Annotated in this window: 24 protein-coding genes and 1 pseudogene; all 25 read left to right on the top strand. The window is 38.7% G+C overall.

Annotated features, from left to right (window positions below; genetic code table 11):
* Positions 1-372: 372 nt before the first annotated feature.
* The 25 genes and pseudogenes from QM867_RS09720 (at position 373) to dnaJ (ending at position 26,162) form a co-directional block, all read left to right on the top strand.
* Positions 373-741 (top strand): hypothetical protein, encoded by a 369-nt coding sequence (locus QM867_RS09720; protein ID WP_414315663.1) that lies wholly within the window; start codon positions 373-375, stop codon positions 739-741.
* Positions 742-873: 132 nt separating this feature from the next.
* Positions 874-1,566 carry a phosphoglycerate mutase gene (locus tag QM867_RS09725; protein WP_045763384.1) on the top strand — a complete coding sequence of 231 codons (693 nt, stop codon included), beginning with the start codon at positions 874-876 and terminating at the stop codon, positions 1,564-1,566.
* A gap of 993 nt (positions 1,567-2,559) precedes the next feature.
* Entirely contained in the window at positions 2,560-4,221 is a 1,662-nt protein-coding gene (locus QM867_RS09730; protein ID WP_414315664.1) for a ribonuclease J, read from the top strand.
* A 65-nt stretch (positions 4,222-4,286) separates the two neighbouring features.
* The gene (locus tag QM867_RS09735; RefSeq protein ID WP_075231552.1) at positions 4,287-5,066 is read left to right on the top strand and encodes an alpha/beta hydrolase; all 780 of its coding nucleotides are present in this window, start codon (positions 4,287-4,289) and stop codon (positions 5,064-5,066) included.
* Positions 5,067-5,172: 106 nt separating this feature from the next.
* The gene (locus QM867_RS09740; RefSeq protein WP_414315665.1) at positions 5,173-5,874 is read left to right on the top strand and encodes a M57 family metalloprotease; all 702 of its coding nucleotides are present in this window, start codon (positions 5,173-5,175) and stop codon (positions 5,872-5,874) included.
* A 69-nt stretch (positions 5,875-5,943) separates the two neighbouring features.
* Entirely contained in the window at positions 5,944-7,791 is a 1,848-nt protein-coding gene (uvrC, locus tag QM867_RS09745; RefSeq protein WP_414315666.1) for an excinuclease ABC subunit UvrC, read from the top strand.
* Positions 7,781-7,855, top strand: a pseudogene (locus QM867_RS09750) (phosphoesterase); the annotation flags it as partial. The gene uvrC and the pseudogene QM867_RS09750, both read left to right, overlap by 11 nt.
* 94 nt (positions 7,856-7,949) lie before the next feature.
* On the top strand, positions 7,950-9,347 hold the full coding sequence (locus QM867_RS09755) for an HNH endonuclease (RefSeq protein WP_414273301.1): 1,398 nt from the start codon (positions 7,950-7,952) through the stop codon (positions 9,345-9,347).
* Positions 9,344-11,125 carry an AAA family ATPase gene (locus QM867_RS09760; protein ID WP_414315667.1) on the top strand — a complete coding sequence of 594 codons (1,782 nt, stop codon included), beginning with the start codon at positions 9,344-9,346 and terminating at the stop codon, positions 11,123-11,125. Before QM867_RS09755 ends, QM867_RS09760 begins: the two co-directional genes overlap by 4 nt.
* Positions 11,126-11,430: 305 nt before the next feature.
* On the top strand, positions 11,431-12,381 hold the full coding sequence (gene rsmH / locus QM867_RS09765; protein WP_414315668.1) for a 16S rRNA (cytosine(1402)-N(4))-methyltransferase RsmH: 951 nt from the start codon (positions 11,431-11,433) through the stop codon (positions 12,379-12,381).
* A 9-nt stretch (positions 12,382-12,390) separates the two neighbouring features.
* The gene (gene ftsL, locus QM867_RS09770) at positions 12,391-12,708 is read left to right on the top strand and encodes a cell division protein FtsL (RefSeq protein WP_414315669.1); all 318 of its coding nucleotides are present in this window, start codon (positions 12,391-12,393) and stop codon (positions 12,706-12,708) included.
* A gap of 3 nt (positions 12,709-12,711) precedes the next feature.
* Positions 12,712-14,967 carry a penicillin-binding protein PBP2X gene (gene pbp2X / locus QM867_RS09775; protein ID WP_414315670.1) on the top strand — a complete coding sequence of 752 codons (2,256 nt, stop codon included), beginning with the start codon at positions 12,712-12,714 and terminating at the stop codon, positions 14,965-14,967.
* A 1-nt stretch (position 14,968) separates the two neighbouring features.
* A complete protein-coding gene (gene mraY / locus QM867_RS09780; protein ID WP_414315671.1) occupies positions 14,969-15,949 on the top strand; it encodes a phospho-N-acetylmuramoyl-pentapeptide-transferase in 981 nt (326 codons plus the stop codon).
* Positions 15,950-16,075: 126 nt separating this feature from the next.
* Positions 16,076-16,603 carry an FUSC family protein gene (locus QM867_RS09785; RefSeq protein WP_075231555.1) on the top strand — a complete coding sequence of 176 codons (528 nt, stop codon included), beginning with the start codon at positions 16,076-16,078 and terminating at the stop codon, positions 16,601-16,603.
* A gap of 75 nt (positions 16,604-16,678) precedes the next feature.
* Entirely contained in the window at positions 16,679-17,035 is a 357-nt protein-coding gene (glnR, locus tag QM867_RS09790; RefSeq protein WP_000659543.1) for a transcriptional repressor GlnR, read from the top strand.
* A gap of 35 nt (positions 17,036-17,070) precedes the next feature.
* Positions 17,071-18,417: a type I glutamate--ammonia ligase gene (glnA, locus tag QM867_RS09795; RefSeq protein ID WP_045763630.1), complete on the top strand. Its 1,347-nt coding sequence runs from the start codon at positions 17,071-17,073 to the stop codon at positions 18,415-18,417.
* A gap of 119 nt (positions 18,418-18,536) precedes the next feature.
* A complete protein-coding gene (locus tag QM867_RS09800) occupies positions 18,537-18,857 on the top strand; it encodes a PadR family transcriptional regulator (protein WP_061759560.1) in 321 nt (106 codons plus the stop codon).
* Entirely contained in the window at positions 18,857-19,435 is a 579-nt protein-coding gene (locus tag QM867_RS09805; RefSeq protein WP_061759561.1) for a DUF2812 domain-containing protein, read from the top strand. The genes QM867_RS09800 and QM867_RS09805 overlap by 1 nt, the downstream gene beginning before the upstream one ends.
* Before the next feature lie 31 nt (positions 19,436-19,466).
* On the top strand, positions 19,467-19,979 hold the full coding sequence (locus tag QM867_RS09810) for a DUF2812 domain-containing protein (protein ID WP_061759562.1): 513 nt from the start codon (positions 19,467-19,469) through the stop codon (positions 19,977-19,979).
* A gap of 160 nt (positions 19,980-20,139) precedes the next feature.
* A complete protein-coding gene (gene hrcA / locus QM867_RS09815; protein ID WP_414315672.1) occupies positions 20,140-21,174 on the top strand; it encodes a heat-inducible transcriptional repressor HrcA in 1,035 nt (344 codons plus the stop codon).
* A 26-nt stretch (positions 21,175-21,200) separates the two neighbouring features.
* Complete coding sequence (gene grpE, locus QM867_RS09820; RefSeq protein WP_045763635.1) at positions 21,201-21,716, top strand: nucleotide exchange factor GrpE; 516 nt, start codon at positions 21,201-21,203, stop codon at positions 21,714-21,716.
* Between the two features lie 129 nt (positions 21,717-21,845).
* Positions 21,846-23,669, top strand: coding sequence for a molecular chaperone DnaK (gene dnaK, locus QM867_RS09825; RefSeq protein WP_045763636.1), 1,824 nt, complete (start codon positions 21,846-21,848; stop codon positions 23,667-23,669).
* Between the two features lie 68 nt (positions 23,670-23,737).
* The gene (locus QM867_RS09830) at positions 23,738-24,064 is read left to right on the top strand and encodes a hypothetical protein (RefSeq protein WP_075231537.1); all 327 of its coding nucleotides are present in this window, start codon (positions 23,738-23,740) and stop codon (positions 24,062-24,064) included.
* A gap of 57 nt (positions 24,065-24,121) precedes the next feature.
* Positions 24,122-24,754, top strand: coding sequence for a DJ-1/PfpI family protein (locus QM867_RS09835; RefSeq protein WP_075231536.1), 633 nt, complete (start codon positions 24,122-24,124; stop codon positions 24,752-24,754).
* Between the two features lie 271 nt (positions 24,755-25,025).
* The gene (gene dnaJ, locus QM867_RS09840) at positions 25,026-26,162 is read left to right on the top strand and encodes a molecular chaperone DnaJ (RefSeq protein WP_075231535.1); all 1,137 of its coding nucleotides are present in this window, start codon (positions 25,026-25,028) and stop codon (positions 26,160-26,162) included.
* Positions 26,163-26,318: the final 156 nt, after the last annotated feature.

Raw genomic sequence — 26,318 nt, forward strand, 5'->3', positions numbered from 1 at the left:
TTAGTGTACACTTTTTTCACTAAACTTTAGTTCAGAAAAAGACAATTTCCTTAGTTTGACTATGGAAATCAAACTATTTTTCATCAAATACCTTGATATACTTGACAAATGGTAGAAAAGGACTTAGGGATTTTTGTTCTGGAAATTCATATATAACAAATTGAGTTTAGAATAGTACATTACGACTGCTAAAAATATTTCTAGAAATTAGTTCGATTTTCCTAATCGAATTGTTCATACCTTATTTCAATTTACTATATGAATTAAGGAAAATAAAGTGCCACTGATGATATTGTGGTCTACTTGGAAGAGCTTTGAATTTAACCTAAAATATGGTAGAATAACAATTATTACAATTTGAAGGAGACATTTATGAAGACAAAAACACTAGCGCAGATTTCTGGAATTATTGGGACTATTGCAGGCTCGCTCTTGGCAATTTTGCCAGTCGTAATATTAATGGTTGCATCTATTTTTGCGAATGAAGATTTTGCAGGAGTAGTTTTAGCGATTATCTTCATTGTTTTTACCTTAGTAAAAATCGCAACTCTTATTCTTGGAATTCTCTCTCTAATCTACTATAAGGATGATAAGCGTATTTCAATGGCACCATCTATTTTGTTAATCGTAGGTTCTGTAGTAGGCTTGATTCCATTTTTAGGCTGGATTGGTGGCATCGTCATTGTCATCGGTGGTGCCCTTTTTTTAACAAGCTTGAAACAATTTCAAGTTCAAGAATAGCTGTTTATTGAGAGAAGGGGCGTTCACCTCTTCTCTTTTTAGTCGATTTTGACTAGCTTTTTTGTGAAAAATTGTGTAAAATAGAATAGATAAACGAGGGAAGCCTCGGAAAATAAAAGGAGAATCCATCTAATGGTAAAATTGGTTTTTGCTCGCCACGGTGAGTCTGAATGGAACAAAGCTAACCTTTTCACTGGTTGGGCTGATGTTGATTTGTCTGAAAAAGGTACACAACAAGCGATTGACGCTGGTAAATTGATCAAAGAAGCTGGTATCGAATTTGACCAAGCTTACACTTCAGTATTGAAACGTGCTATCAAAACAACTAACTTGGCTCTTGAAGCTTCTGACCAATTGTGGGTTCCAGTTGAAAAATCATGGCGCTTGAATGAACGTCACTACGGTGGTTTGACTGGTAAAAACAAAGCTGAAGCTGCTGAGCAATTTGGTGATGAGCAAGTTCACATCTGGCGTCGTTCATACGATGTATTGCCTCCAGCAATGGATCGTGATGATGAGCACTCAGCTCACACTGACCGTCGTTACGCTTCACTTGACGACTCAGTTATCCCAGATGCTGAAAACTTGAAAGTGACTTTGGAACGTGCCCTTCCATTCTGGGAAGATAAAATCGCTCCAGCTCTTAAAGATGGTAAAAACGTATTCGTAGGAGCACACGGTAACTCAATCCGTGCTCTTGTAAAACACATCAAAGGTTTGTCAGACGACGAAATCATGGACGTGGAAATCCCTAACTTCCCACCATTGGTATTCGAATTCGACGAAAAATTGAACGTAGTTTCTGAATACTACCTTGGAAAATAAAAAATTGTAAGTCTAGGATTGATTTATATCGATTTCAGAAAGTTACACAAATAATTCAAGCGAAGGATTTAGTTCTGTCTTGCACAGGGCTGAGTCCTTTTAGTTTGATTTTATACTCTTCGAAAATCTCTTCAAACCACGTCAGCGTCGCCTTACCGTATATGTAGGATACTGACTACGTCAGTTCCATCTACAACCTCAAAACAGTGTTTTGAGCTAACTTCGTCAGTTATATCCACAACCTCAAAACGGTGTTTTGAGCAACCTGCGGCTAGCTTCCTAGTTTGCTCTTTGATTTTCATTGAGTATTTAAGTATAGTGGATTGAACCTAGAATAGTAGGCTACGGATTCTAAAACATTTATAGAAATTTATTTGACTTTCCTAATTTCTTTGTTCATATCTTATTTTAATCCACTATAATAGTCAATATTGTTTACAATCTCATGTCACACTCGGTTCAGAGGCTTAAACATTTTTTCATAGCCTTAGAACGAGATTCTATTTCCAAGCACTAAAGAAGGGAATCATCGTGTCCTTTTTATTTATAAAAATACTTGTTATTAAAAAATTGATGATAAAAATCATGGTGCTATTCCTATCCTTGGTAGCTATGAGAGATAGTATACTCAGATTGGTCAATTTTGAAAGCCTCTGCTAACATGCTGTTCACTTGTTTTTGATTTGCTGAAATAGAAAGGGGATAAGTGCTCATTCATTATAAAAGCCATATAATGCTGACCAGCAGCCAAGAAAAATCTAACATTTAGGGCGCAGGTCATTCCTGTTTTTTACCAGCAAACTCTCCTCCAGTATCTGTAAGAATGATAGGAAAGAGATAGTTGAAGTCGGATTATGTGTGAGATTCATTTTGAAAATTAGTAAAAAAATGGTATAATGAATGGAAAAGATTCGGCTGAAAGTGAATTGGACTTTCAGAAAAAGAGAGCTTTTAAAGCTCTACAAACAGTTGAAGTGACTATTCGGAGGAAAAATGAATACTATTAAATTAACAACACTTGGTGGTGTGCGTGAAAATGGTAAAAACATGTACATCGCAGAAATTAACGACTCGATTTTTGTATTAGATGCAGGTTTGAAATACCCTGAAAATGAACAGTTGGGTGTCGATGTCGTTATTCCCAACATGGACTATTTGTTTGAAAATAGTGACCGTATTGCTGGGGTCTTCCTAACACACGGGCATGCGGATGCGATTGGCGCCCTCCCTTATCTCTTGGCAGAAGCTAAGGTTCCTGTATTTGGCTCAGAGTTGACTATCGAACTGGCCAAACTCTTTGTTAAGGGAAATGACAGCGTCAAGAAATTTGATGATTTCCATGTCATTGATGAAAATACAGAGATTGATTTTGGTGGAACGGTAGTATCCTTCTTCCGTACAACCCACTCTATTCCAGAAAGTTTGGGTGTGGTCTTGAAAACATCTGAAGGAAACATCGTCTATACAGGGGATTTCAAGTTTGACCAAACGGCTAGTGAATCTTACGCCACTGACTTTGGGCGTTTGGCAGAGATTGGTCGCGAAGGGGTCTTGGCTTTGCTTAGTGACTCAGCAAATGCAGATAGCAATATCCAAGTAGCTAGTGAAAATGAAGTTGGTGTAGAAATCACGCAAACCATCTCTGATTGGGATGGACGCATCATCGTTGCTGCAGTTGCAAGTAACCTTTCTCGTATCCAGCAAGTTTTTGATGCAGCTGCGGAGACTGGACGCCGTGTTGTCTTGACAGGATTTGACATTGAAAATATCGTCCGTACAGCGATTCGCTTGAAAAAATTGTCTCTAGCAAGTGAAAATCTTTTGATTAAACCAAAAGATATGTCTCGTTTTGAAGATCACGAATTGATCATCCTTGAAACTGGACGTATGGGTGAACCCATTAACGGCCTACGCAAGATGTCTATCGGTCGTCACCGTTATGTTGAAATCAAAGAAGGTGACCTAGTTTATATCGTTACAACGCCATCAATCGCCAAGGAAGCGGTGATGGCACGTGTAGAAAATATGGTTTACCAAGCGGGTGGAGTTGTCAAGCCAATTACTCATAGCTTACGTGTCTCAGGCCATGGGAATGCGCGTGATTTGCAATTGATGATCAATCTCTTGCAACCTAAATATCTCTTCCCGATCCAAGGAGAATACCGTGAGTTGGATGCCCATGCTAAGGCGGCTATGGCAGTTGGTATGTTGCCGGAACGGATTTTCATCCCTAAAAAAGGAACAACCATGTCTTATGAGCATGGGGACTTTGTTCCATCTGGTGCAGTGACAGCAGGCGATATCTTGATTGATGGGAATGCTATCGGGGATGTTGGGAATGTCGTCCTTCGTGACCGTAAGGTCTTGTCAGAAGATGGTATTTTCATCGTGGCTATCACTGTTAACCGTCGTGAGAAAAAAATCATTGCTAAAGCTCGAGTGCACACGCGTGGATTTGTCTATCTCAAGAAGAGTCGTGATATCTTGCGCGAAAGTACAGAGTTAGTCAATCAAACAGTAGAAGATTACCTCCAAGGTGAAGATTTTGATTGGGCTGAACTCAAAGGTAAGGTACGTGATCATTTGGCTAAGTTCCTCTTTGACCAAACCAAGCGTCGCCCAGCTATCTTACCAGTAGTCATGGAAGCAAAATAGGATCAAATAGCAAGAGAAAGTCGAGTTTCGGCTTTTTCTTATCTTAAACGAATAAGGAGCAAGTTATGGCAGTAATGAAGATTGAGTATTACTCAGAAGTTTTAGATATGGAGTGGGGAGTGAATGTTCTCTACCCAGATGCGTCTCGGGTTGAGGAGCCAGATTCTACAGATATTCCTGTCCTCTATCTCTTACATGGGATGTCAGGGAATCATAATAGCTGGCTCAAACGGACCAATGTAGAGCGCTTGGTGCGAGGGACCAATCTAATTGTTGTCATGCCAAATACAAGTAATGGCTGGTACACAGATACTCAGTATGGCTATAACTACTATACAGCTCTAGCAGAAGAACTGCCTAAAGTGCTCAAACGCTTCTTCCCTAATATGTCTAGCAAGCGTGAAAAGACTTTTATCGCTGGTCTATCAATGGGAGGCTACGGTTCCTTCAAATTGGCCCTATCAACTAACCGTTTCTCACATGCAGCTAGTCTTTCTGGTGCTCTCAGTTTCGAAGAGTTTTCTCCAGAAAGTCAAAATCTTGGGTCGCTTGCTTACTGGCGAGGTGTTTTTGGTAAGCTTGATAACTGGGAAACTAGTCCTTACTCACTTGAAACTCTTGCTAACAAATCAGACAAGAAGACCAAACTCTGGGCTTGGTGTGGTGAACAAGATTTCTTGTATGCTGCCAATAATCTAGCAGTGAAGAATCTCAAGAAACTTGGTTTTGATGTGACCTATAGCCACAGTGCAGGGACCCATGAGTGGTATTATTGGGAAAAACAATTGGAACGGTTTTTGGCTACCTTGCCAATTGATTTTGTTTTGGAAGAACGCTTGTCTTAGTTTTAGTTTTCTTTCAGCTTACTCAAGTAAAATAAGGAATCTATCTTTAGAATGGGAATCCATGGCTTAAAGATGGGTTCTTATTTTTTTAGAAAGGCGGGAAATCATGTTCTGGATTATTCGTGTTCTATGTCGATTGTTACTAGGGATTTGGCGCATGTTCTGGCGCCTTGTGTGGACTCTTGTAGTCTTAATTCTCATTGCTTTAGGGATTCTCTGGTATGTGACGGGAGATTTATCTGGTATCTTCAATCAAGCGGGGCAACTTGTTCAAGTTGGTCAAGCAGGTTGGCATCAATGGCAAGAAACTGGTAAGTTGCAAGGCTTGTCTCAGACTGATCATCATCAAGATTCAGGAGTAAAATGGCCCCAAGCGCAGGCGACAATTTATATTGATCCTCAAATGGATGCAACCTTTCAAAAGGCTTATGCCGAAGCTATTGCCAACTGGAATCAGACTGGCGCTTTTAATTTTGTAGTTGTGACAGAACCTGACCAAGTAACTATTTTTGCGACTGAAATGAATGATGGTTCCACATCTGTTGCCGGTGAGGCAGAGAGTCAGACAAATCTCCTTACCAAACAATTTACTTCAGTAACAGTTCGTTTGAATCATTATTATTTATCTAATCCAAACTATGGCTATACCTATGATCGTATCTTGCATACGGCAGAGCATGAGTTAGGACATGCCATTGGCTTGGAACATACTAATGAAGTGTCAGTCATGCAGCCAGCAGGTTCTTATTATGGTATTCAGGCTCAAGATGTTCAAGCAGTTCAAGAACTTTATGAGTCTGGAGAATAAGTGATTTTCAACGAAAAATAGAGCTCCTCGATGTAAGCAATGCAGGGGGCTTTTTGCTATAATGGAACTATGAATAACTTGATTAAATCAAAACTAGAGCTCTTGCCGACCAGCCCTGGTTGTTACATTCACAAAGATAAAAACGGTACGATTATCTATGTAGGAAAGGCCAAAAATCTACGCAATCGTGTACGGTCCTATTTCCGTGGAAGTCATGATACCAAGACAGAAGCCTTGGTATCTGAGATTGTGGACTTTGAGTTTATTGTTACGGAATCCAATATTGAGGCCCTCCTTCTGGAAATCAACTTGATTAAGGAAAATAAGCCTAAATACAATATTATGCTCAAGGACGACAAGTCCTATCCTTTCATCAAAATTACCAATGAGCGCTATCCTCGCTTGATTATCACCCGTCAGGTCAAGAAAGACGGAGGTCTCTATTTTGGACCCTATCCGGATGTGGGGGCGGCCAATGAAATCAAGCGACTTCTGGATCGGATTTTCCCTTTTCGCAAGTGTACTAATCCACCATCGAAGGTTTGTTTTTATTACCATATCGGGCAGTGCGTGGCTCACACCATCTGTAAGAAAGACGAGGCTTATTTTAAAGCCATGGCTCAAGAAGTCTCTGATTTTCTAAAGGGGCAGGATGACAAAATCATTGATGATCTCAAAAGTAAGATGAACTTGGCAGCCCAGAGTATGGAATTTGAGCGTGCGGCTGAATACCGTGATTTGATTCAAGCTATTGGAACGCTCCGGACCAAGCAACGGGTTATGGCCAAGGATCTCCAAAATCGTGATGTCTTTGGCTACTATGTAGACAAGGGCTGGATGTGTGTTCAGGTTTTCTTTGTCCGTCAGGGCAAGTTGATTGAACGCGATGTCAATCTCTTTCCTTACTACAATGATCCAGATGAGGATTTCTTGACCTATGTAGGACAATTCTATCAAGAAAAATCTCACCTGGTTCCTAATGAAATTTTGATTCCTCAGGATATCGATGAAGAAGCCGTCAAGGCCTTGGTGGATACCAAGGTTCTAAAGCCCCAACGTGGGGAGAAAAAACAACTGGTCAATCTCGCTATCAAAAATGCGCGTGTAAGCTTGGAGCAGAAGTTTAATCTGTTAGAGAAATCAGTTGAAAAGACTCAAGGGGCTATTGAAAATCTTGGGCGACTTTTACAAATTCCGACACCTGTCCGTATCGAGTCCTTTGACAACTCCAATATCATGGGGACTAGTCCAGTTTCTGCCATGGTTGTTTTTGTCAATGGGAAACCGAGCAAGAAGGATTACCGCAAGTACAAGATAAAAACAGTTGTGGGACCAGATGACTATGCTAGCATGCGAGAGGTTATTCGCAGACGCTATGGGCGCGTCCAGCGTGATAGCTTGACACCGCCAGATTTGATTGTCATTGATGGGGGACAAGGACAAGTCAATATCGCTAAGCAGGTTATTCAAGAAGAGTTGGGGTTAGATATTCCGATTGCAGGTCTGCAAAAGAATGACAAGCACCAAACTCATGAATTGCTCTTTGGAGACCCACTTGAGGTGGTAGAGTTGTCTCGTAATTCGCAGGAATTCTTCCTCCTACAACGCATTCAGGATGAGGTTCACCGTTTTGCAATCACCTTCCACCGTCAACTGCGCTCTAAAAATTCCTTCTCCTCTCAATTGGATGGAATTGAAGGCCTGGGTCCAAAACGCAAGCAGAATTTGATGAAATATTTCAAATCTCTGACAAAAATCAAGGAAGCCAGCGTGGATGAGATTGTCGCAGTTGGTATACCAAGAGCAGTAGCAGAAGTCGTTCAAAGAAAGTTGAACCCTCAGGAAGAAGTGGAGTTGGCTCAAGTAGCGGAAGATAGTGTAGATTACCAAACAGAAGGAGAGTATCATGAACCATAAAATCGCAAATTTATCAGATATTCATGGCAATGCGACGGCACTAGAAGCAGTGATTACAGAATCTTCGGCAGATTTAGATAGTTAATATATAAACAAAAGGCCGTAAAAACGGTCTTTTGTGGTATAATTATGATTAAACTAAGCTTTAGAGGTGAAAAATGATTCCGATAAAAAAGGGCAATTCTAAACAAGTATATGAATTGTGTCGTTATATTTATGAGAAATTACCAGAAAAAGACGAATTAGATATGTTAATTTTTAAGAATTTTGGATCTCACAATGGATTGGAAGACTATTTTACACAACAAGATAGAGCCTTTCTAAAACTTATGACGGCGGACTACTCTACCTTACTAAACGTAAAGGAAAAAATAGATAGCTCATCTGATGTTGAATGGGTTTTTAAAATACATGTGGAGAAATTTTCTGATTTGGTTAATCATATTTATAGTCATTTAAAAAACGATTTTATAGAAAAGTGTGATGAGGAAATTAAGCAGCTAAAAATAGGGCATATTAGAGGAGTAAGTACTAGTATTAATCTGAAAAGAATATTATCATATGAGATTGATGATAATCTAGATAAAATTCGAAAAAAGAAAAATTTGACTGACAATATACGGATTATTGTTGATAGAACAAAGAATACAAGAGAATTTATCGACTTGATTAAGAAGAATTTAAAATCTGAATTCGTAAAGGACTTTGAAGATATATTTCCGGATAAAATGGATATTTTGGTTGAAATGATGAGCTCAAAAAAATCGTTTAATGATTTAGTGCAAAGCTACAAGTTTGATGGAATTTATACTAAAAAATCTCATACAAAATTGAAGGATTATATTGTTGAACGATACAAAGAAAAGTTGGAATCCCATTATAATAAAATAGACAAAAAAGAGTTAGTTCGCATAACTGGTGTCACAGTTTGTCCATATTGTAATCGTAATTTTATTAATGTGACGGAAGAAGCAAATACGAGCCAACTGGATCATTTTTTCCCTAAGAATGAATATCCTCTATTCGCTTTATGTTTTTACAATCTAATTCCTTCTTGTTATGGTTGTAATAATAAAAAGAGTACGAGTAAATTTTATATCTCTCCCTATGACGAAAGTATAACTGATATTGATGAATTGTTGAAATTTTCTTTGAATATAAAGTCTGCAGATTTTATTAATAATTCAGAAAGTATTGATATTATAATCAAGGATGACATATCGGAGGAGGAGTTAAAACAATTAGAAAGCAAGGATAAATTAAGTGTCAGACAGAAATTATTGAAGGATAAATATGTGATTGATACAAGAAATCTATACAAACTACATGCGGATATAGTTCAAGAGTTGCTATGGAAACATGAAATTTATAATAAAGATTATAAAGCAGGTTTATGTCAAATATTTGCGGATTCAAGTAAATATTTTTCAGACTCTGAAATAGATAGAATGATAGTTGGTTATTACACAGACCAAGAAAATTATGGGAATAGACCACTTTCAAAAATGGTTACAGATATTAGCAAAGAAATTGGACTAGTGGGAGAAGAAGAATGAAATTAATTGCTTTGGTGATTAAACAGTATGATGAACTTTTTAAAAATCAAATTTTTAATTTTTCAGACGAATATAAAGTAAATTTTGATTTTGAAACGAATGAATTAAGAATTGATAAAAATCCAGATTATATTGAAAATTTTTATGGAGAATCTATTTATAATATTTCGCCAATAGTTGGGATAAATGGAACTGGGAAAACAACAGTTTTAAACATAATTAGCTACTACTCACCAGATAAATTCGAACATGATCCTGATAATCAATATTTTTTCCTTTTTGAACTTGGAAAACGGGAAGACAAAGTAAGATTTAAAATTTCTTCTACCAATTTATCTGTTAAGAATTTACCAGCTGGGGGAACTTTTTATAGAAAACAAGATGGGAGTTTTGATTGTGATCCAGAATACTATGAAGAGGATAAAAATATTTTATATGTTAATTTACAAAGTAAGGGAGGAGGAACTATTGGATATCGTACAGCATTGAATCCAAAAGGATTAGTAATGTTTATCAATTCATATTTTTGGTTAAGCGATCGTGAAATTATTAGTTCAGCTTTATCTTGTTCATTAAAGATTGAATACTATGGTTTAAAAGATTATAGCGACTCAATTCCGAGAGGAATAAATGCTATAGGGTTTTTAATATATAAGTCCATACATAATATTTTTTATGAAGAAATTGAATTTATAAAGAAATGTTTGTCTGAACCTTTATTGGATGAATGCGAAAAATATTTAAAGGAAGATGTTTCTGATTATGAGGACTCTGGATTTAATTTACTTTTAGATATAGTAAAAGAATTAAACCAAAATGAAGTAAAGGAGGAAGATAATAAATTAAAGGATGGAACAGGTAAAGTCAGAAAAGAGTATGTAGAATCAATAATTGCTATAGTTAAAATTTTTAAAGAAATCCGAGAAAATGGTTCTTTAATTGATAATGATTCTTCTTCAATTTTGTTGAAATACTCTAATACTAACAGAAGATTATTTGAAGACCTTAATGACAGACTACTTCAGTATACAAAATTGAAAGGATTAATGCGTGATTTATGTTATGATTTAAATAAAAGCTTTAATAATTATGATTTGTTAAAAGAGACTCCTGATTATCATATGTCAACTGGGGAAGGAAACTTAATTGAAATATTTTCACAACTTTATTCGTATTTACTGATGTATGAAAAAAATGATGAGGATATTATACTTCTAGTTGATGAATTAGAAACAGGAATGCACTTAGAATGGTCTAGGAGATTAATTAAAATTCTCATTAATAATCTTTCTGAAATATTGGAAGACGAGGGAAACGGTAGGGAGATTCAACTCATCTTCACAACTCATTCTCCTTACATGCTTTCGGATATTAAACCAGGAAATGTGATTATGATTGAAAAGAATCAAGAAACTGGATATTCAGAAGGAAAAGTTTTACAAAATACTTTCGCTAAAAATATACAAGAAATCATGAAGGAAAATTTGATTGATAATATTTATGGTGATTTTGCCTTAACGAAGATTAATTCTATGATTGAAAGACTTAATGGAGAAGAGGAGCAGGAAGGAAATGAAGAAGAACTATTAAAAGAAATTCATTTAATCAGCGAGCCTATTCTTCGTAATAAATTATTAGATATGTATGATAAGAAATACAATACCTCAGAATTTAATATTGAAAAACAACTACAGAAGTTGAATCTAAATGAGGAACAACGCCAGCAAGTCAGAGAAATGGTTAAAACAAATAATAGGACAGTTGATACGGAAATTTGATATGAATTTTTAAAATGTTGGAGTGATTAAAGTAGATAACTAAAAAATTAGAACGGAGTATTATCTTCTAAGATATATGCTCTCTCCATATTTACTCAGCTTTTTTGTTTGAATAGAGAAATACCTATTTGTGTGGTTTATTTTAAAGGATGTAATGAGTATGTTTTGGTCTCTGAGATTGCTACAATACTTAAACTAGCTCAGGTAGCAGAGTCGCCTGCTGAATACAAGTGATAAAGTAACAAGGAAAGGTTTTTGCTTTAGCGAGTGCAAGCTAGTCAGAATTGTGGTAAAATAGATAAGATATGACTAAAGAATTTCATCATGTAACGGTCATGCTCCATGAAACCATTGATATGCTTGATGTAAAACCTGATGGTGTTTACGTTGATGCGACCTTGGGAGGAGCAGGCCATAGCGAGTATTTATTAAGTAAGCTAAGTGAGAAAGGGCATCTCTATGCCTTTGACCAGGACCAGAATGCCATTGACAATGCCCAAAAACGTCTGGCACCTTATATCGAAAAAGGAATGGTCACCTTCATCAAGGACAACTTCCGTCATTTGCAGTCACGTTTGCAAGAAGCAGGTGTAGAAGAAATTGATGGCATTTGTTATGACTTGGGAGTTTCGAGCCCGCAATTAGATCAACGTGAGCGAGGTTTTTCTTATAAGAAGGATGCGCCACTGGATATGCGGATGAATCAGGAAGCTAGTTTGACAGCTTATGAGGTTGTCAATCACTATGATTATCATGACTTGGTGCGAATCTTTTTCAAGTATGGAGAAGACAAATTCTCCAAACAGATTGCTCGAAAGATTGAACAGGCGCGTGAGTTGAAGCCGATTGAGACAACAACAGAATTAGCAGAGATTATCAAGTCTGCTAAGCCTGCCAAGGAACTCAAGAAAAAAGGTCATCCTGCCAAGCAAATTTTCCAAGCCATCCGTATTGAGGTCAATGATGAATTAGGAGCTGCAGATGAGTCCATCCAACAAGCTATGGAATTACTAGCAGTGGACGGAAGAATCTCGGTCATTACCTTTCATTCGCTGGAAGATCGCTTGACCAAACAATTGTTCAAGGAAGCTTCAACAGTAGAAGTGCCAAAAGGCTTGCCTTTCATCCCAGATGATCTTAAGCCCAAGATGGAATTAGTCTCTCGCAAACCGATTCTACCAAGCAAGGAGGAGTTGGAGGCCAATAATCGTTCCCACTCAGCCAAGTTACGAGTAGCTCGAAAAATTCATAAGTAAGGGGATAAAATGGTAGAAAAAAGAGAAACAACGAGCCAATTACTGCAAGCTCGTATCAAGAGATTTTCACGTGTTGAGAAGGCCTTTTACCTTTCGATTGCCATTACAGCTCTTGTCTTAGCCATCAGTGTGATCTATATGCAAACCAAGCTCCTGCAAGTTCAAAGTGATTTGACAACTGTCAACAGACAGATTGAGGAGAAAAAGACGGAGCTGGACAACGCTAAGCAAGAAGTCAATGAATTGATTCGCTCAGAACGTCTGGCGGGTGTCGCGGATTCGCAAGACTTGCAATTAAACAATGGAAATATCCGATCGGCGGAGTAATATATGAAAACATGGAAAGAAAAAATAGTACACTTTGCCATTAAGAATCGCAGAACTCCTCTAGAAAACCGCAGACGAGTTGGAAAAAGCCTTAGTCTCTTGGCTGTCATTCTCTTTGCTGTTTTTTTGGTTAACTTTGCGGTGATTATTGGTACGGGAAAGAAGTTTGGTGTTGACCTGGTCAAAGAAGCTTATAAGGTTCATCAAACAACTCGAACAGTCCCTGCTAAGAGGGGAACCATTTATGATCGTAATGGAACTCCGATTGCAGAAGATGCAACCTCCTACAATGTTTATGCGGTCATTGATAAGGATTATAAGTCTGCGAATGGAGATATTCTATATGTTGAGGAATCTCAGTACAATAAGGTAGCCGAAATTTTCCATAAGTACTTGGATATGGAGGAGACCTACGTCAAAGATCAACTCTCTCAACCCAATCTCAAACAGGTTTCCTTTGGTACTAAAGGAAATGGGATTACCTACGCAAATATGATGTCCATAAAAAAGGATCTAGAAGCTGCCAAGGTTGAGGGAGTGGACTTTACCACAAGCCCCAATCGAAGTTATCCAAATGGGAAATTTGCTTCATCCTTCATTGGTCTAGCCCAGCTTCATGAAAATGAAGATGGTTCAAAGAGCCTTATTGGCACATCTGGTATTGAAAGCTCCTTGAATAGATTGTTAGCAGGGACAGATGGTATTATTACCTATGAAAAGGATCGTTTGGGGAATATCGTTCCAGGTACGGAACAAGTCACTCAACAAACCGTAGATGGAAAAGATGTCTACACGACAATATCTAGTCCTTTGCAATCCTTTATGGAAAGCCAAATGGATGCCTTCCAGGAAAAAGTGAAAGGCAAGTACATGACTGCGACCTTGGTTAGCGCCAAGACAGGAGAAATTCTGGCCACGACTCAAAGGCCGACCTTTGATGCTGATACCAAAGAAGGGATTACAGAGGACTTTGTTTGGCGTGATATCCTTTACCAAAGTAACTATGAACCAGGTTCAACCATGAAGGTCATGACCTTAGCAGCAGCTATAGATAACAATACCTTCCCTGGAGGAGAATATTTCAACAGTAGTGAACTGAAGGTGGCGGATGCTACCATCAAAGACTGGGATGTCAATGAAGGTCTGACTAGTGGTGGAATGATGACCTTCTCGCAAGGTTTTGCTCACTCTAGTAACATCGGTATGACTCTCCTTGAGCAGAAAATGGGTGATGCTACTTGGTTAGACTATCTCAATCGTTTCAAATTTGGAGTTCCGACTCGGTTTGGGATGAGTGAAGAGTATGCTGGTCAACTCCCTGAAGATAATATCGTTAATATTGCCATGAGTTCCTTTGGTCAAGGGATTTCTGTTACGCAAACCCAGATGCTTCGTGCCTTTACGGCTATTGCCAATGATGGGGTTATGTTGGAGCCTAAATTTATCAGTGCCCTTTATGATCCAAATGATCAAACAGTACGTAAGTCACAAAAGGAAGTTGTGGGAAATCCTGTGTCCAAGGAAGCAGCTAGCCTGACTCGAGACCACATGGTGATGGTTGGTACAGATCCTGCCTATGGTACAATGTACAATCATAGTACAGGGAAAGGGACAATCAACGTTCCTGGCTATAATGTGGCATTGAAATCAGGGACTGCCCAGATTGCGGATGAACAAAATGGAGGTTATCTAAAAGGTTCAACCAACTATATTTTCTCAGTTGTCTCTATGCACCCAGCTGAAAATCCAGATTTCATCCTCTATGTGACCGTTCAACAGCCAGAACATTACTCAGGAATACAGTTAGGAGAATTTGCCAACCCTATTCTGGAAAGAGCTTCAGCAATGAAAGATACACTCAATCTTCAATCAACAGCTAAAAGCTTGGATCAGGTAACATCTACAACTAGTTATGCCATGCCAGAAATGAAGGATTATAGCCCTGGAGATCTAGCTGAGGAACTCCGTCGTAACCTTGTACAACCAATTGTTATCGGTTCGGGAACAAAAATCAAAGAAAGCTCTGTAGCAGAAGGAACCAATCTAGACGCCAATCAGCAAATCTTACTCCTTTCAGATAAGGTAGAAGAGATGCCTGACTTATATGGCTGGTCTAAGAAAAATGTTGAAACCTTTGCCAAATGGCTGAATATCCAAGTTGAGTTTGAAGGCACAGGAGAAACTGTTAAAAAGCAAAGTGTTCGTGCCAATACAGCTTTAAAAGATTTACAGAAAATAAAAATAACATTAGGAGATTAGAATGCTTATTTCTATCTTTGCTGGAGTGATTGCCTTTATTCTAACAGTCATAGGAATTCCAGCCTTTATCCGTTTTTACCATAAAGCACAGATTACCGGTCAACAGATGCATGAAGATGTCAAACAACACCAAGCAAAAGCCGGGACACCAACAATGGGAGGACTCGTCTTTCTCCTAGCAGGAGTTTTAGTTAGTCTGGTCCTTGCTCTCGTGACTAATCAATTAACCAATAATGTCGGAATGATCCTCTTTATCCTGGTCTTATATGGTTTGGTCGGTTTCTTGGACGATTTCCTCAAGGTTTTCCGAAAAATCAATGAAGGACTTAATCCTAAACAGAAGCTCTTGCTTCAGTTGGTCGGAGGAGTTATCTTCTATTTCTTCTATGAAAGAGGTGGAGATATCTTAAATGTATTTGGTTATCCCTTGCATTTAGGTGTTCTATATATTCTCTTTGCCCTCTTCTGGTTAGTTGGTTTTTCAAACGCAGTTAACCTGACTGACGGGATCGATGGCTTGGCAAGTATTTCTGTGGTGATTAGTCTATCTGCCTATGGAGTGATTGCCTATGTGCAAAATCAGCTCGATATCTTACTAGTGATTGTAGCTATGATTGGTGGTCTTCTTGGCTTCTTTGTCTTTAACCACAAGCCTGCTAAAGTTTTCATGGGAGATGTAGGTAGCCTAGCCCTTGGAGGGATGTTGGCGGCTATTTCCATGGCACTGCACCAAGAATGGACGCTGCTTTTGATTGGTCTAGTGTATGTCTTTGAAACAACATCTGTTATGATGCAAGTCACCTACTTTAAGTTGACTGGAGGAAAACGTATCTTCCGTATGACACCAGTTCACCATCATTTTGAGTTGGGGGGGCTTTCTGGGAAAGGCCAAGCTTGGAGTGAGTGGAAGGTCGACTTCTTTTTCTGGGGAGTGGGCTTATTCGCTAGTCTCTTGACTTTAGCTTTCATGTATTTGTTCTAAAAATAGAATATTGATTATAAGAGAGAAGGATTAAGTTCCTTCTCTTTTCTATTTCCATCAGTTTATTGCATCCCCTTCTCAAAAATAGGTAAATTTATGGTAAAATGGAAATAGAAAGTTGAAATGATGAGTTATTTTAAAAAGTATAGATTTGACAAATCCAAGTTTAAGTTAGGGATGCGAACTTTCAAGACAGGGATCGCTGTTTTTTTAGTTCTCATGATTTTTGGTTTTTTTGGTTGGAAAGGACTTCAGATTGGAGCCTTGACTGCAGTTTTTAGTTTAAGAGAAGACTTTGACAAGAGTGTTCATTTTGGTACTTCTCGTATTCTCGGAAATAGTATCGGTGGTTTTTATGCCCTGATTTTCTTTCTCTTAAATAATCTTTTTCACGGCTCCTTCTGGGTAACCCTCCTTGTTGTTCCAATTTGCACCATGTTAACCATTATGACAAATGTTGCTATGAACAATAAAGCAGGTGTTATCGGTGGAGTTGCGGCTATGTTGATTATTACCTTATCAATTCCAAATGGTGAGACTGTTTTGTACGTGTTTGCCCGAGTTTTTGAAACATTTATGGGTGTTTTTGTGGCAATTCTTGTAAATTACGATATTGATCGTTTACGAAGTATTTTAGAGAAAAAAGAAAAATAATGTTATAAGATATAACATTATTGATTGACGATTGAATTTTTTTAGACTATAATAGACAGAAAGAAGGAAGTGTACATGAAGGAAAAAGAATTTCGTCGCAATATGGCAGTTTTCCCTATTGGCAGTGTTATGAAACTGACCGATCTTTCGGCGCGCCAAATTCGTTACTATGAAGACCAGGAATTGATTAAGCCTGATCGTAACGAGGGCAATCGCCGTATGTATTCTTTGAATGACATGGATCGATTGCTTGAGATTAAAGATTATATCTCTGAAGGTCTTAACATTGCTGCCATCAAGAAAAAATATGCTGAACGTGAGGCGAAGTCTAAAAAACCAGTGAGTCAAACTGAAGTGCGTAGAGCCCTTCGGAATGAAGTTCTCCAGCAAAGTCGCTTTGCTTCTCAACAATCACCTTTTGGTCGCGGTTAGGCAACCGCTAGTCGTCATATATAAGGAGAAAAACCATGCCAATCACAGCTGCAGATATTCGTCGTGAAGTTAAGGAAAAAAATGTAACCTTTATCCGTCTCATGTTTTCAGATATTTTGGGAACTATGAAAAACGTCGAAATTCCTGCTACAGATGAACAACTAGACAAGGTCTTGTCAAATAAGGCTATGTTTGATGGATCTTCTATTGAAGGGTTTGTTCGTATCAATGAATCAGATATGTACTTGTACCCTGACTTGGACACTTGGACAGTCTTTCCTTGGGGAGATGAGAACGGTAGTGTCGCAGGATTGATCTGTGATGTCTATACAACAGAAGGGGAACCATTTGCGGGAGATCCTCGTGGAAACCTCAAACGTGCTCTTCGTCACATGGAAGAAGTTGGATTCAAATCTTTCAACCTTGGACCAGAGCCAGAATTCTTCCTATTTAAGCTTGATGAAAATGGAGATCCAACTCTTGAGGTAAATGACAAGGGTGGTTACTTTGATTTGGCGCCTACAGACCTTGCTGACAACACTCGTCGTGAGATTGTTAACGTCTTGACCAAAATGGGATTTGAAGTTGAAGCAAGTCACCACGAAGTTGCTGTAGGCCAACATGAGATTGACTTTAAGTACGATGAAGTTCTTCGTGCTTGTGATAAGATTCAAATCTTTAAACTAGTTGTAAAAACAATTGCCCGTAAACATGGTCTCTATGCAACCTTTATGGCTAAACCAAAATTTGGTATCGCTGGTTCAGGTATGCACTGTAATATGTCTTTGTTTGATGCTGAAGGAAACAATGCCTTCTTTGATCCAAATGATCCAAAAGGAATGCAATTGTCAGAAACTGCTTACTACTTCCTTGGTGGTTTGATCAAACATGCCTACAACTATACAGCTATCATGAACCCAACCGTTAACTCATACAAACGTTTGGTTCCAGGCTACGAAGCCCCTGTTTACATCGCTTGGGCAGGTCGCAATCGTTCACCGCTTGTCCGCGTACCAGCATCACGCGGAATGGGAACACGTTTGGAGTTGCGCTCCGTGGATCCAATGGCAAACCCTTATATTGCTATGGCTGTTCTTTTAGAAGTTGGTTTGAACGGTATCGAAAACAAAATCGAAGCACCAGCACCAATCGAAGAAAACATCTACATTATGACTGCTGAAGAGCGTAAAGAGGCTGGCATCACAGACCTTCCATCAACTCTTCACAATGCTTTGAAAGCTTTGACAGAAGACGAAGTGGTTAAAGCAGCCCTAGGTGAGCACATCTATACTAGCTTCCTTGAAGCCAAACGTATCGAGTGGGCAAGCTACGCTACCTTTGTTTCACAATGGGAAATTGATAACTACCTAGATCTTTACTAATGATAAATCAGAAAGATTGTCCGTGAGGACGATCTTTTTTTCTTGCATTTTATATCGAGGTGTGATATATTTTATATAACGAAGTGCGATATATTGAACTGGATAGGAGGTGGCTATAAATGAAATTAACAGATAAGATTAGGCGGGTTTACCTTCCCATGACTGAAACGGGTTTTTATATTCTATTCTGTCTGCAAAAGGAGAGCCATGGCTATGGTATTACGCAAAAGGTCAAGGAGATGACAGATTCGCAAGTCTTGATTAGTCCAGGAACTATGTATGGAACCTTGTCAAAGATGGAAAAGGATGGTTTGATTTCCTTTGTCCGCGAAGAGGAAAAGCGGAAAATCTATCAGATTACAGACTTGGGACGAAAGGTCTTAGATATTGAATTGAAACGTATTGAACGGCTCTATAGAAACAGTCGGGAGGAAGGATAATAGAAAAGAAAATTGTTTATCGAATTTTTACAATTGCGGATTATGATAGAGAGGCTTTATATCTTAGAAAAATGCATGCTGAGGGCTGGAAACTTAGAAAAGTAAGCTATTCTATCTTACTGTTTGCAGTTAAGTATACCTTTGAAAAGTGTCACTCTGAGCAAGTGTCTTATCAGTTGGATTTTTACCCAATGGAAAAATCAGAGAGAACCTCCTATTTACAACTATTTAAAGATTGTGGCTGGGAGCATATTACAGACTTTAATAGTTTTTCCTATTTTAGAAAAGCACATTCTGAAATTGAATCGAATGCCGAGTTTGAAATTTATAATGACGCTGCTGGGAAGTTAGCTATGGTTAATCGCATTTTAAGACTGCGATTAGTACCTGTTTTACTTTTGCTAGCCATACATATATCATTCTTACTTAAATTGCTCAATAGAAGTAATGCGTATGGTCTATGGAGTTTACTTGCAGTCGGGCTAGATATTTTCTTATCTTTGATCCTTTTGTTAATAGTTTCTTATATTAGCTGGAAGTTATGGCATAAAAAGAAGGAATTATCAGATTTATGCTAGGGTAGGTATGTTCAAAATTGGAGGGAAAGTCATGATAAATAAAAAGCAATTTAAGATTTTTACGATTCTTGATTTGGACAAGGAAGAAGAGTATTTGCATGAGATGCATTTGAAAGGTTGGAGATATAGAACGAGTCGTTTTGGTTTGTTCTATTTTGATCAATGTCAACCAGACGATGTCATCTACTGTATCTATGATTCTAGATTTCTTAAAAAATATAAGCATGAACTGCAAGATTTTAGAAATAGAGATTGGGAATTGATAGAAACAGGTTTTTGTTCGATTCTTCGTAAATCGTCTTCTAATTTACTTCCAGAGGATCAAGTTTATATGAGTAAGGGGCTCAGATGGGAAGTTATGCGATCTAGACTTCGTTCCTGTACAGCTACTTTCTTAGGTGGTTTGGTTGTTTGTATAAGTTTATTTAAAGAAGAACTTTCTATGTCTTTCTTTATTATTTTTGTTTTATATGCTCTTATGATTTCTTATCTAATCTATGGTTTTTTTAGACTTAAAAGGGCATACCGAGTAGATAAACAGTAAGGTTCTAGGTCTTTAGACTGATTTTTAGCACTCTTGATAAAAGAGTGCTAATTTTTTGAGTTTTTATCTTGACATTCTCTTCTAAGGGTGTATAATAGAATCATAGGTTAGCACTTAAGTGTATCGAGTGCTAATTGATCAGACAGAGAGGAGTGATGAGATGGTTACAGAGCGTCAGCAGGATATTCTAAATCTCATTATTGACATCTTTACCAAAACGCACGAACCTGTCGGATCCAAAGCCTTGCAAGAGTCTATTAACTCTAGCAGTGCAACCATTCGTAATGATATGGCAGCTCTAGAAAAGCAAGGTTTGCTTGAGAAGGCTCATACTTCAAGTGGTCGGATGCCAAGTGTTGCTGGTTTTCAGTACTATGTGAAACACTCACTGGATTTTGACCGATTGGCTGAAAATGAGGTTTATGAGATTGTCAAAGCCTTTGATCAGGAATTCTTCAAATTGGAGGATATTCTGCAAGAGGCTGCTAATCTACTGACAGACCTGAGTGGCTGTACGGTAGTAGCACTGGATGTTGAACCGAGCAGGCAACGTTTGACAGCCTTTGATATCGTTGTTTTGGGGCAACATACAGCCTTAGCAGTATTTACCCTAGACGAGTCTCGAACGGTTACCAGTCAATTTCTGATTCCAAGGAACTTCTTGCAGGAAGATTTGCTGAAACTGAAGAGCATCATTCAGGAGCGTTTCCTCGGCCACACTGTTCTAGATATTCACTACAAGATTCGGACAGAGATTCCGCAAATTATCCAACGTTACTTCACAACAACGGATAACGTTATGGATCTTATTGAGCATATCTTCAAAGAAATGTTCAATGAAAATATCGTAGTTTCTGGGAAAGTCAATCTCTTGAATTTCGCTAATTTAGCGGCCTATCAATTTTTTGATCAGCCACAAAAGGTAGCTTTGGAAATTCGAGAGAATCTGATTGGCGACCAGATGCAAAGTGTCCGAGTTGCGGATAGCCAAGAATCTTGTCTTGCTGACTTAGCAGTGATTAGCAGTAAGTTCCTGATTCCCTATCGTGGGTTTGGAATTCTTGCGATTATAGGTCCGGTCAATCTGGATTATCAACAATTGGTTAATCAACTTAATGTTGTCAATCGAGTTTTGACTATGAAGTTGACGGATTTTTACCGCTATCTCAGCAGCAATCACTATGAAGTGAATTAAGATTGAAATCATTAAAGGAGGCGAAAATGGCCCAAGATATTAAAAATGAAGAAGTAAAAGAAGAGGAAGTTGTGGAAACAGCTGAAGAAACAACTCCTGAGAAGTCTGAACTGGACTTGGCAAATGAACGTGCCGAAGAATTTGAAAACAAATATCTTCGAGCTCATGCAGAGATGCAAAATATTCAGCGCCGTGCCAATGAAGAACGTCAACTCTTGCAACGCTATCGCAGCCAAGATTTGGCAAAAGCAATCTTACCATCACTAGATAACTTAGAGCGTGCCCTTGCCGTTGAAGGTTTGACAGATGATGTGAAGAAGGGTTTGGAAATGGTGCAAGAAAGTTTGGTACATGCTCTAAAAGAAGAAGGAATTGAAGAAATTCCAGCGGATGGAGAATTTGACCATAACTACCATATGGCCATTCAAACAGTCCCAGCAGATGATGAGCATCCAGCAGATACCATCGCACAAGTCTTTCAAAAAGGCTACAAACTCCATGACCGCATCCTAAGACCGGCTATGGTGGTTGTATATAACTAGGCTAGAGAACTTAAAAACCTTGTCCGAAACGACACTAAACTATGAAAGAAAGATAAGAGGCAAGTCGGAGGCTTGCAAGGAAAATATCAAAAAGAAAAAAAGAAGAAAAAACAACAAGGAGAAAAACACATGTCTAAAATTATTGGTATTGACTTAGGTACAACAAACTCAGCAGTAGCAGTTCTTGAAGGAACTGAAAGCAAAATCATCGCAAACCCAGAAGGTAACCGCACAACTCCATCTGTAGTTTCATTCAAAAACGGTGAAATCATCGTTGGTGACGCAGCAAAACGTCAAGCAGTCACAAATCCAGATACAGTGATTTCTATCAAATCTAAAATGGGTACTTCTGAAAAAGTTTCTGCTAACGGTAAAGAATACACTCCACAAGAAATCTCAGCTATGATTCTTCAATACTTGAAAGGTTATGCTGAAGAATACCTTGGTGAAAAAGTAACTAAAGCAGTTATCACAGTTCCAGCTTACTTTAACGATGCTCAACGTCAAGCAACTAAAGACGCTGGTAAAATCGCTGGTCTTGAAGTAGAACGTATCGTCAACGAACCAACTGCAGCAGCTCTTGCTTATGGTTTGGATAAGACTGACAAAGAAGAAAAAATCTTGGTATTCGACCTTGGTGGTGGTACATTCGACGTATCTATCCTTGAACTCGGTGATGGTGTCTTTGATGTATTGGCAACTGCAGGGGATAACAAACTCGGTGGTGACGACTTTGACCAAAAAATCATCGACCACTTAGTAGCAGAATTCAAGAAAGAAAACGGCATTGATTTGTCAACAGACAAGATGGCCCTTCAACGTTTGAAAGACGCGGCTGAAAAAGCTAAGAAAGACCTTTCTGGTGTAACTTCAACACAAATCAGCTTGCCATTCATCACTGCTGGTGAAGCTGGACCTCTTCACTTGGAAATGACTTTGACTCGTGCGAAATTTGACGATTTGACTCGTGACCTTGTAGAACGTACAAAAGTTCCAGTTCGTCAAGCTCTTTCAGATGCAGGTTTGAGCTTGTCAGATATCGACGAAGTCATCCTTGTCGGTGGTTCAACTCGTATCCCTGCCGTTGTAGAAGCTGTTAAGGCTGAAACTGGTAAAGAACCAAACAAATCAGTGAACCCTGATGAAGTTGTTGCTATGGGTGCTGCGATCCAAGGTGGTGTGATTACTGGTGATGTCAAAGACGTTGTCCTTCTTGACGTAACTCCATTGTCACTTGGTATCGAAACAATGGGTGGAGTCTTCACAAAACTCATCGACCGCAACACTACTATTCCAACATCTAAATCACAAGTCTTCTCAACTGCAGCAGATAACCAACCAGCCGTTGATATCCACGTTCTTCAAGGGGAACGCCCAATGGCAGCAGATAACAAGACTCTTGGACGCTTCCAATTGACAGATATCCCAGCTGCACCTCGTGGTATTCCACAAATCGAAGTAACATTTGATATCGATAAGAACGGTATCGTGTCTGTTAAAGCCAAAGATCTTGGAACTCAAAAAGAACAAACAATTGTTATTCAATCAAACTCAGGTTTGACTGATGAAGAAATCGACCGCATGATGAAAGATGCAGAAGCTAACGCTGAAGCAGATAAGAAACGTAAAGAAGAAGTAGACCTTCGTAACGAAGTAGATCAAGCAATCTTTGCGACTGAAAAAACTATCAAGGAAACTGAAGGTAAAGGCTTCGACGCAGAACGTGATGCTGCACAAGCTGCCCTTGATGAGCTTAAGAAAGCCCAAGAAGATAACAACTTGGACGAAATGAAAGCAAAACTTGAAGCATTGAACGAAAAAGCTCAAGGACTTGCTGTTAAACTCTACGAACAAGCCGCAGCAGCGCAACAAGCTCAAGCAGGAGCAGAAGGCGCACAAGCAACAGGAAACGCAGGCGATGACGTCGTAGACGGAGAGTTTACTGAAAAGTAAAAAGATTTATTAAGTTATAGATTTAATTTCCCTGGTTATTAGATAGTTATACTTTAAAGGAGAATGATATGGCTACTAAAGAAGAAAGAGAGTATCTTTCGCAATTCGTAGATATCGCGAGTTGTCATTTGAATGATAGTGATGTAGATTGGTTAATGCGTTTTATTAATTCGGTAGGGAATAGACATACTGAAGAAGGTAGCTTTGATAGCTGGAGTTCGGATGGTAGATATACTAGGAATTGGGTTAAAGAATACATAATTGAAAGTGATTATTCATTAACAAGTAATTATAGTTACCAAGATGATGATGGCGCGAGTGGAAGTTACTCAGAAAATATAACTAATGCTCGAGATATTATCAATATAATTAGGGAGTATCCGAATTTGTTATAAGAAATCCAGAGGTTGCAACCCAGCCTCTGTTTTTCGGTAAAATAGAGGATGTTGCGTATGAAAAAAGTACTTTGTATCATTTATCCTAATTTTTCTCTTTATGAGATAACCACTTTAACAAGTACTTTAGCTTTATCTTTTGGTGTAACAATTGATTATGCAGCTTCAGAATATTCGATAGTTATATCTGAGGATGGCTTACCCTGTCAACCGACTAAAACATTGGAGCAAATCCGTATAGAAGAGTATTCTTGTGTGATTTTGCCAGGAATGGTAAATATAGGTCCTGCTCTACAAGATGAGAGATTGATCTCGTTTTTGAGAAGTCTTAATGAGCAAGATATACTAATTGCAGCCATTTCTTCAGCCCCCCTTTTATTAGCCAAAGCAGGCTTGTTGAAGGACACGAAATTTACAGGTGGAATTTGGCAAAACTTCTTTGACTATTTTGAATTTCTTCCTCGTGAGAATTTCCAACCGAAAGTTCTTGTGCAAGATAAACAGATCATTACGGCTATAGGATTCGCACATCAAGAGTTTGCAAGGAAAGTGATTCTAAGTCTAGGGTTGGCAGAGAATACGGACAACTATTTTAAAGAACAGAACGAATATTCAGAAGAGGATTTGTTATTTACTCTATCAGATGAAGAGTTTGATCAAGTGAAGCGAAGTATAGAAAACACCCTCTAAAGATTTACATAAAAATTATAGAAAGGAACAAAGAGCGTTTGGGGAATTGTAGCCGAGCTCTGAAGTTTCTTACTCAATATAAAAGAAAGGAATTGAACCCGACCTACATCGAGGTTTGATTCACAACATCAATAGAAAGGAACAAAGGTGTTCGCAACTGAACACGGGCTACGGACTGTGCCAAAAAGATAGTTTTTTCTAGGACGTGATCGTTCGTCGTCAAAACTCCTATTTTGGCTGTGTCCGTTTAACGCCCTTTGTATCTTGAATTATGAACAATACTGAATTTTACGACCGTTTGGGCGTTTCGAAAAATGCATCTCAAGATGAGATCAAGAGGGCCTATCGGAAATTATCTAAAAAATATCACCCAGATATCAACAAGGATCCTGGTGCTGAGGACAAGTACAAGGAAGTTCAAGAAGCTTATGAAACTTTGAGCGATGAACAGAAACGTGCTGCCTATGACCAATATGGTGCGGCTGGAGCCAACGGTGGCTTTGGTGGTGCTGGCGGTTTCGGTGGCTTTGATGGAGCAGGTGGCTTTGGCGGATTTGAAGATATCTTCTCAAGCTTCTTTGGTGGTGGCGGTGCATCACGTAATCCAAACGCCCCTCGTCAAGGTGACGACCTCCAGTATCGCGTTCATTTGACTTTTGAAGAAGCTATTTTTGGTACAGAAAAGGAAGTCAAATACAATCGTGAAGCAAGCTGTCGTACTTGTAATGGGTCTGGTGCTAAACCTGGAACAAGTCCAGTTACTTGTGGACGCTGTCATGGTTCAGGTGTGATCAATGTTGATACCCAAACACCTCTTGGTATGATGCGTCGCCAAGTAACCTGTGATGTCTGTCATGGCCGTGGTCAAGAAATTAAAGATCCATGTACAACCTGTCATGGAACTGGTCATGAAAAACAAGCCCATAGCGTGCACGTAAAAATCCCTGCTGGTGTGGAAACAGGTCAACAAATCCGCCTAGCTGGTCAAGGTGAAGCCGGCTTTAATGGTGGTCCTTATGGTGACTTGTACGTGGTGGTTTCAGTTGAAACTAGTGATAAGTTTGAACGTGAAGGAACTACTATCTTCTACAATTTGAACCTCAATTTTGTTCAAGCAGCACTTGGTGATACAGTAGATATCCCTACAGTTCATGGTGATGTAGAATTAGTCATTCCAGAAGGAACTCAGACTGGTAAACGATTCCGCCTACGTGGTAAAGGTGCGCCTAGCCTTCGTGGTGGTGCCATTGGTGACCAATACGTGACTGTTAATGTCGTGACTCCAACAGGCTTGAACGAACGACAAAAAGCAGCCTTGAAAGAATTCGCAGCTGCAGGTGATCTAAAAGTCAATCCAAAGAAAAAAGGCTTCTTTGACCATATTAAGGATGCCTTTGAAGGAGAATAGAGCATAAAGTAAAAAGAGCCCGAGGGCTCTTCAGATTGAAGACAAAGTCCTTAGAACTCAAGTTTCTAAGGGCTTTTCTTTTTGTAAAGTCGTATAATAGAGGTAAGAAGAGTTGTGAGGTAATCCCTATGTTTCACAAAGAAAAACCTGATTATA

The organism is Streptococcus infantis (assembly GCF_047463635.1).
Taxonomy (GTDB): domain Bacteria; phylum Bacillota; class Bacilli; order Lactobacillales; family Streptococcaceae; genus Streptococcus; species Streptococcus infantis_W.

What these genes read in the sequence shown, in the direction of transcription:
- grpE (WP_045763635.1), top strand. Translation starts at nt 21,201, where the DNA reads ATGGCCCAAGATATTAAAAATGAAGAAGTAAAAGAAGAGGAAGTTGTG.
- dnaJ (WP_075231535.1), top strand. Translation starts at nt 25,026, where the DNA reads ATGAACAATACTGAATTTTACGACCGTTTGGGCGTTTCGAAAAATGCA.
- QM867_RS09720 (WP_414315663.1), top strand. Translation starts at nt 373, where the DNA reads ATGAAGACAAAAACACTAGCGCAGATTTCTGGAATTATTGGGACTATT.
- QM867_RS09760 (WP_414315667.1), top strand. Translation starts at nt 9,344, where the DNA reads ATGAAATTAATTGCTTTGGTGATTAAACAGTATGATGAACTTTTTAAA.
- rsmH (WP_414315668.1), top strand. Translation starts at nt 11,431, where the DNA reads ATGACTAAAGAATTTCATCATGTAACGGTCATGCTCCATGAAACCATT.
- QM867_RS09830 (WP_075231537.1), top strand. Translation starts at nt 23,738, where the DNA reads ATGGCTACTAAAGAAGAAAGAGAGTATCTTTCGCAATTCGTAGATATC.
- ftsL (WP_414315669.1), top strand. Translation starts at nt 12,391, where the DNA reads ATGGTAGAAAAAAGAGAAACAACGAGCCAATTACTGCAAGCTCGTATC.
- hrcA (WP_414315672.1), top strand. Translation starts at nt 20,140, where the DNA reads ATGGTTACAGAGCGTCAGCAGGATATTCTAAATCTCATTATTGACATC.
- dnaK (WP_045763636.1), top strand. Translation starts at nt 21,846, where the DNA reads ATGTCTAAAATTATTGGTATTGACTTAGGTACAACAAACTCAGCAGTA.
- QM867_RS09725 (WP_045763384.1), top strand. Translation starts at nt 874, where the DNA reads ATGGTAAAATTGGTTTTTGCTCGCCACGGTGAGTCTGAATGGAACAAA.
- QM867_RS09755 (WP_414273301.1), top strand. Translation starts at nt 7,950, where the DNA reads ATGATTCCGATAAAAAAGGGCAATTCTAAACAAGTATATGAATTGTGT.
- uvrC (WP_414315666.1), top strand. Translation starts at nt 5,944, where the DNA reads ATGAATAACTTGATTAAATCAAAACTAGAGCTCTTGCCGACCAGCCCT.
- glnA (WP_045763630.1), top strand. Translation starts at nt 17,071, where the DNA reads ATGCCAATCACAGCTGCAGATATTCGTCGTGAAGTTAAGGAAAAAAAT.
- QM867_RS09835 (WP_075231536.1), top strand. Translation starts at nt 24,122, where the DNA reads ATGAAAAAAGTACTTTGTATCATTTATCCTAATTTTTCTCTTTATGAG.
- pbp2X (WP_414315670.1), top strand. Translation starts at nt 12,712, where the DNA reads ATGAAAACATGGAAAGAAAAAATAGTACACTTTGCCATTAAGAATCGC.
- QM867_RS09730 (WP_414315664.1), top strand. Translation starts at nt 2,560, where the DNA reads ATGAATACTATTAAATTAACAACACTTGGTGGTGTGCGTGAAAATGGT.
- glnR (WP_000659543.1), top strand. Translation starts at nt 16,679, where the DNA reads ATGAAGGAAAAAGAATTTCGTCGCAATATGGCAGTTTTCCCTATTGGC.
- QM867_RS09735 (WP_075231552.1), top strand. Translation starts at nt 4,287, where the DNA reads ATGGCAGTAATGAAGATTGAGTATTACTCAGAAGTTTTAGATATGGAG.
- QM867_RS09785 (WP_075231555.1), top strand. Translation starts at nt 16,076, where the DNA reads ATGAGTTATTTTAAAAAGTATAGATTTGACAAATCCAAGTTTAAGTTA.
- QM867_RS09810 (WP_061759562.1), top strand. Translation starts at nt 19,467, where the DNA reads ATGATAAATAAAAAGCAATTTAAGATTTTTACGATTCTTGATTTGGAC.
- mraY (WP_414315671.1), top strand. Translation starts at nt 14,969, where the DNA reads ATGCTTATTTCTATCTTTGCTGGAGTGATTGCCTTTATTCTAACAGTC.
- QM867_RS09800 (WP_061759560.1), top strand. Translation starts at nt 18,537, where the DNA reads ATGAAATTAACAGATAAGATTAGGCGGGTTTACCTTCCCATGACTGAA.
- QM867_RS09740 (WP_414315665.1), top strand. Translation starts at nt 5,173, where the DNA reads ATGTTCTGGATTATTCGTGTTCTATGTCGATTGTTACTAGGGATTTGG.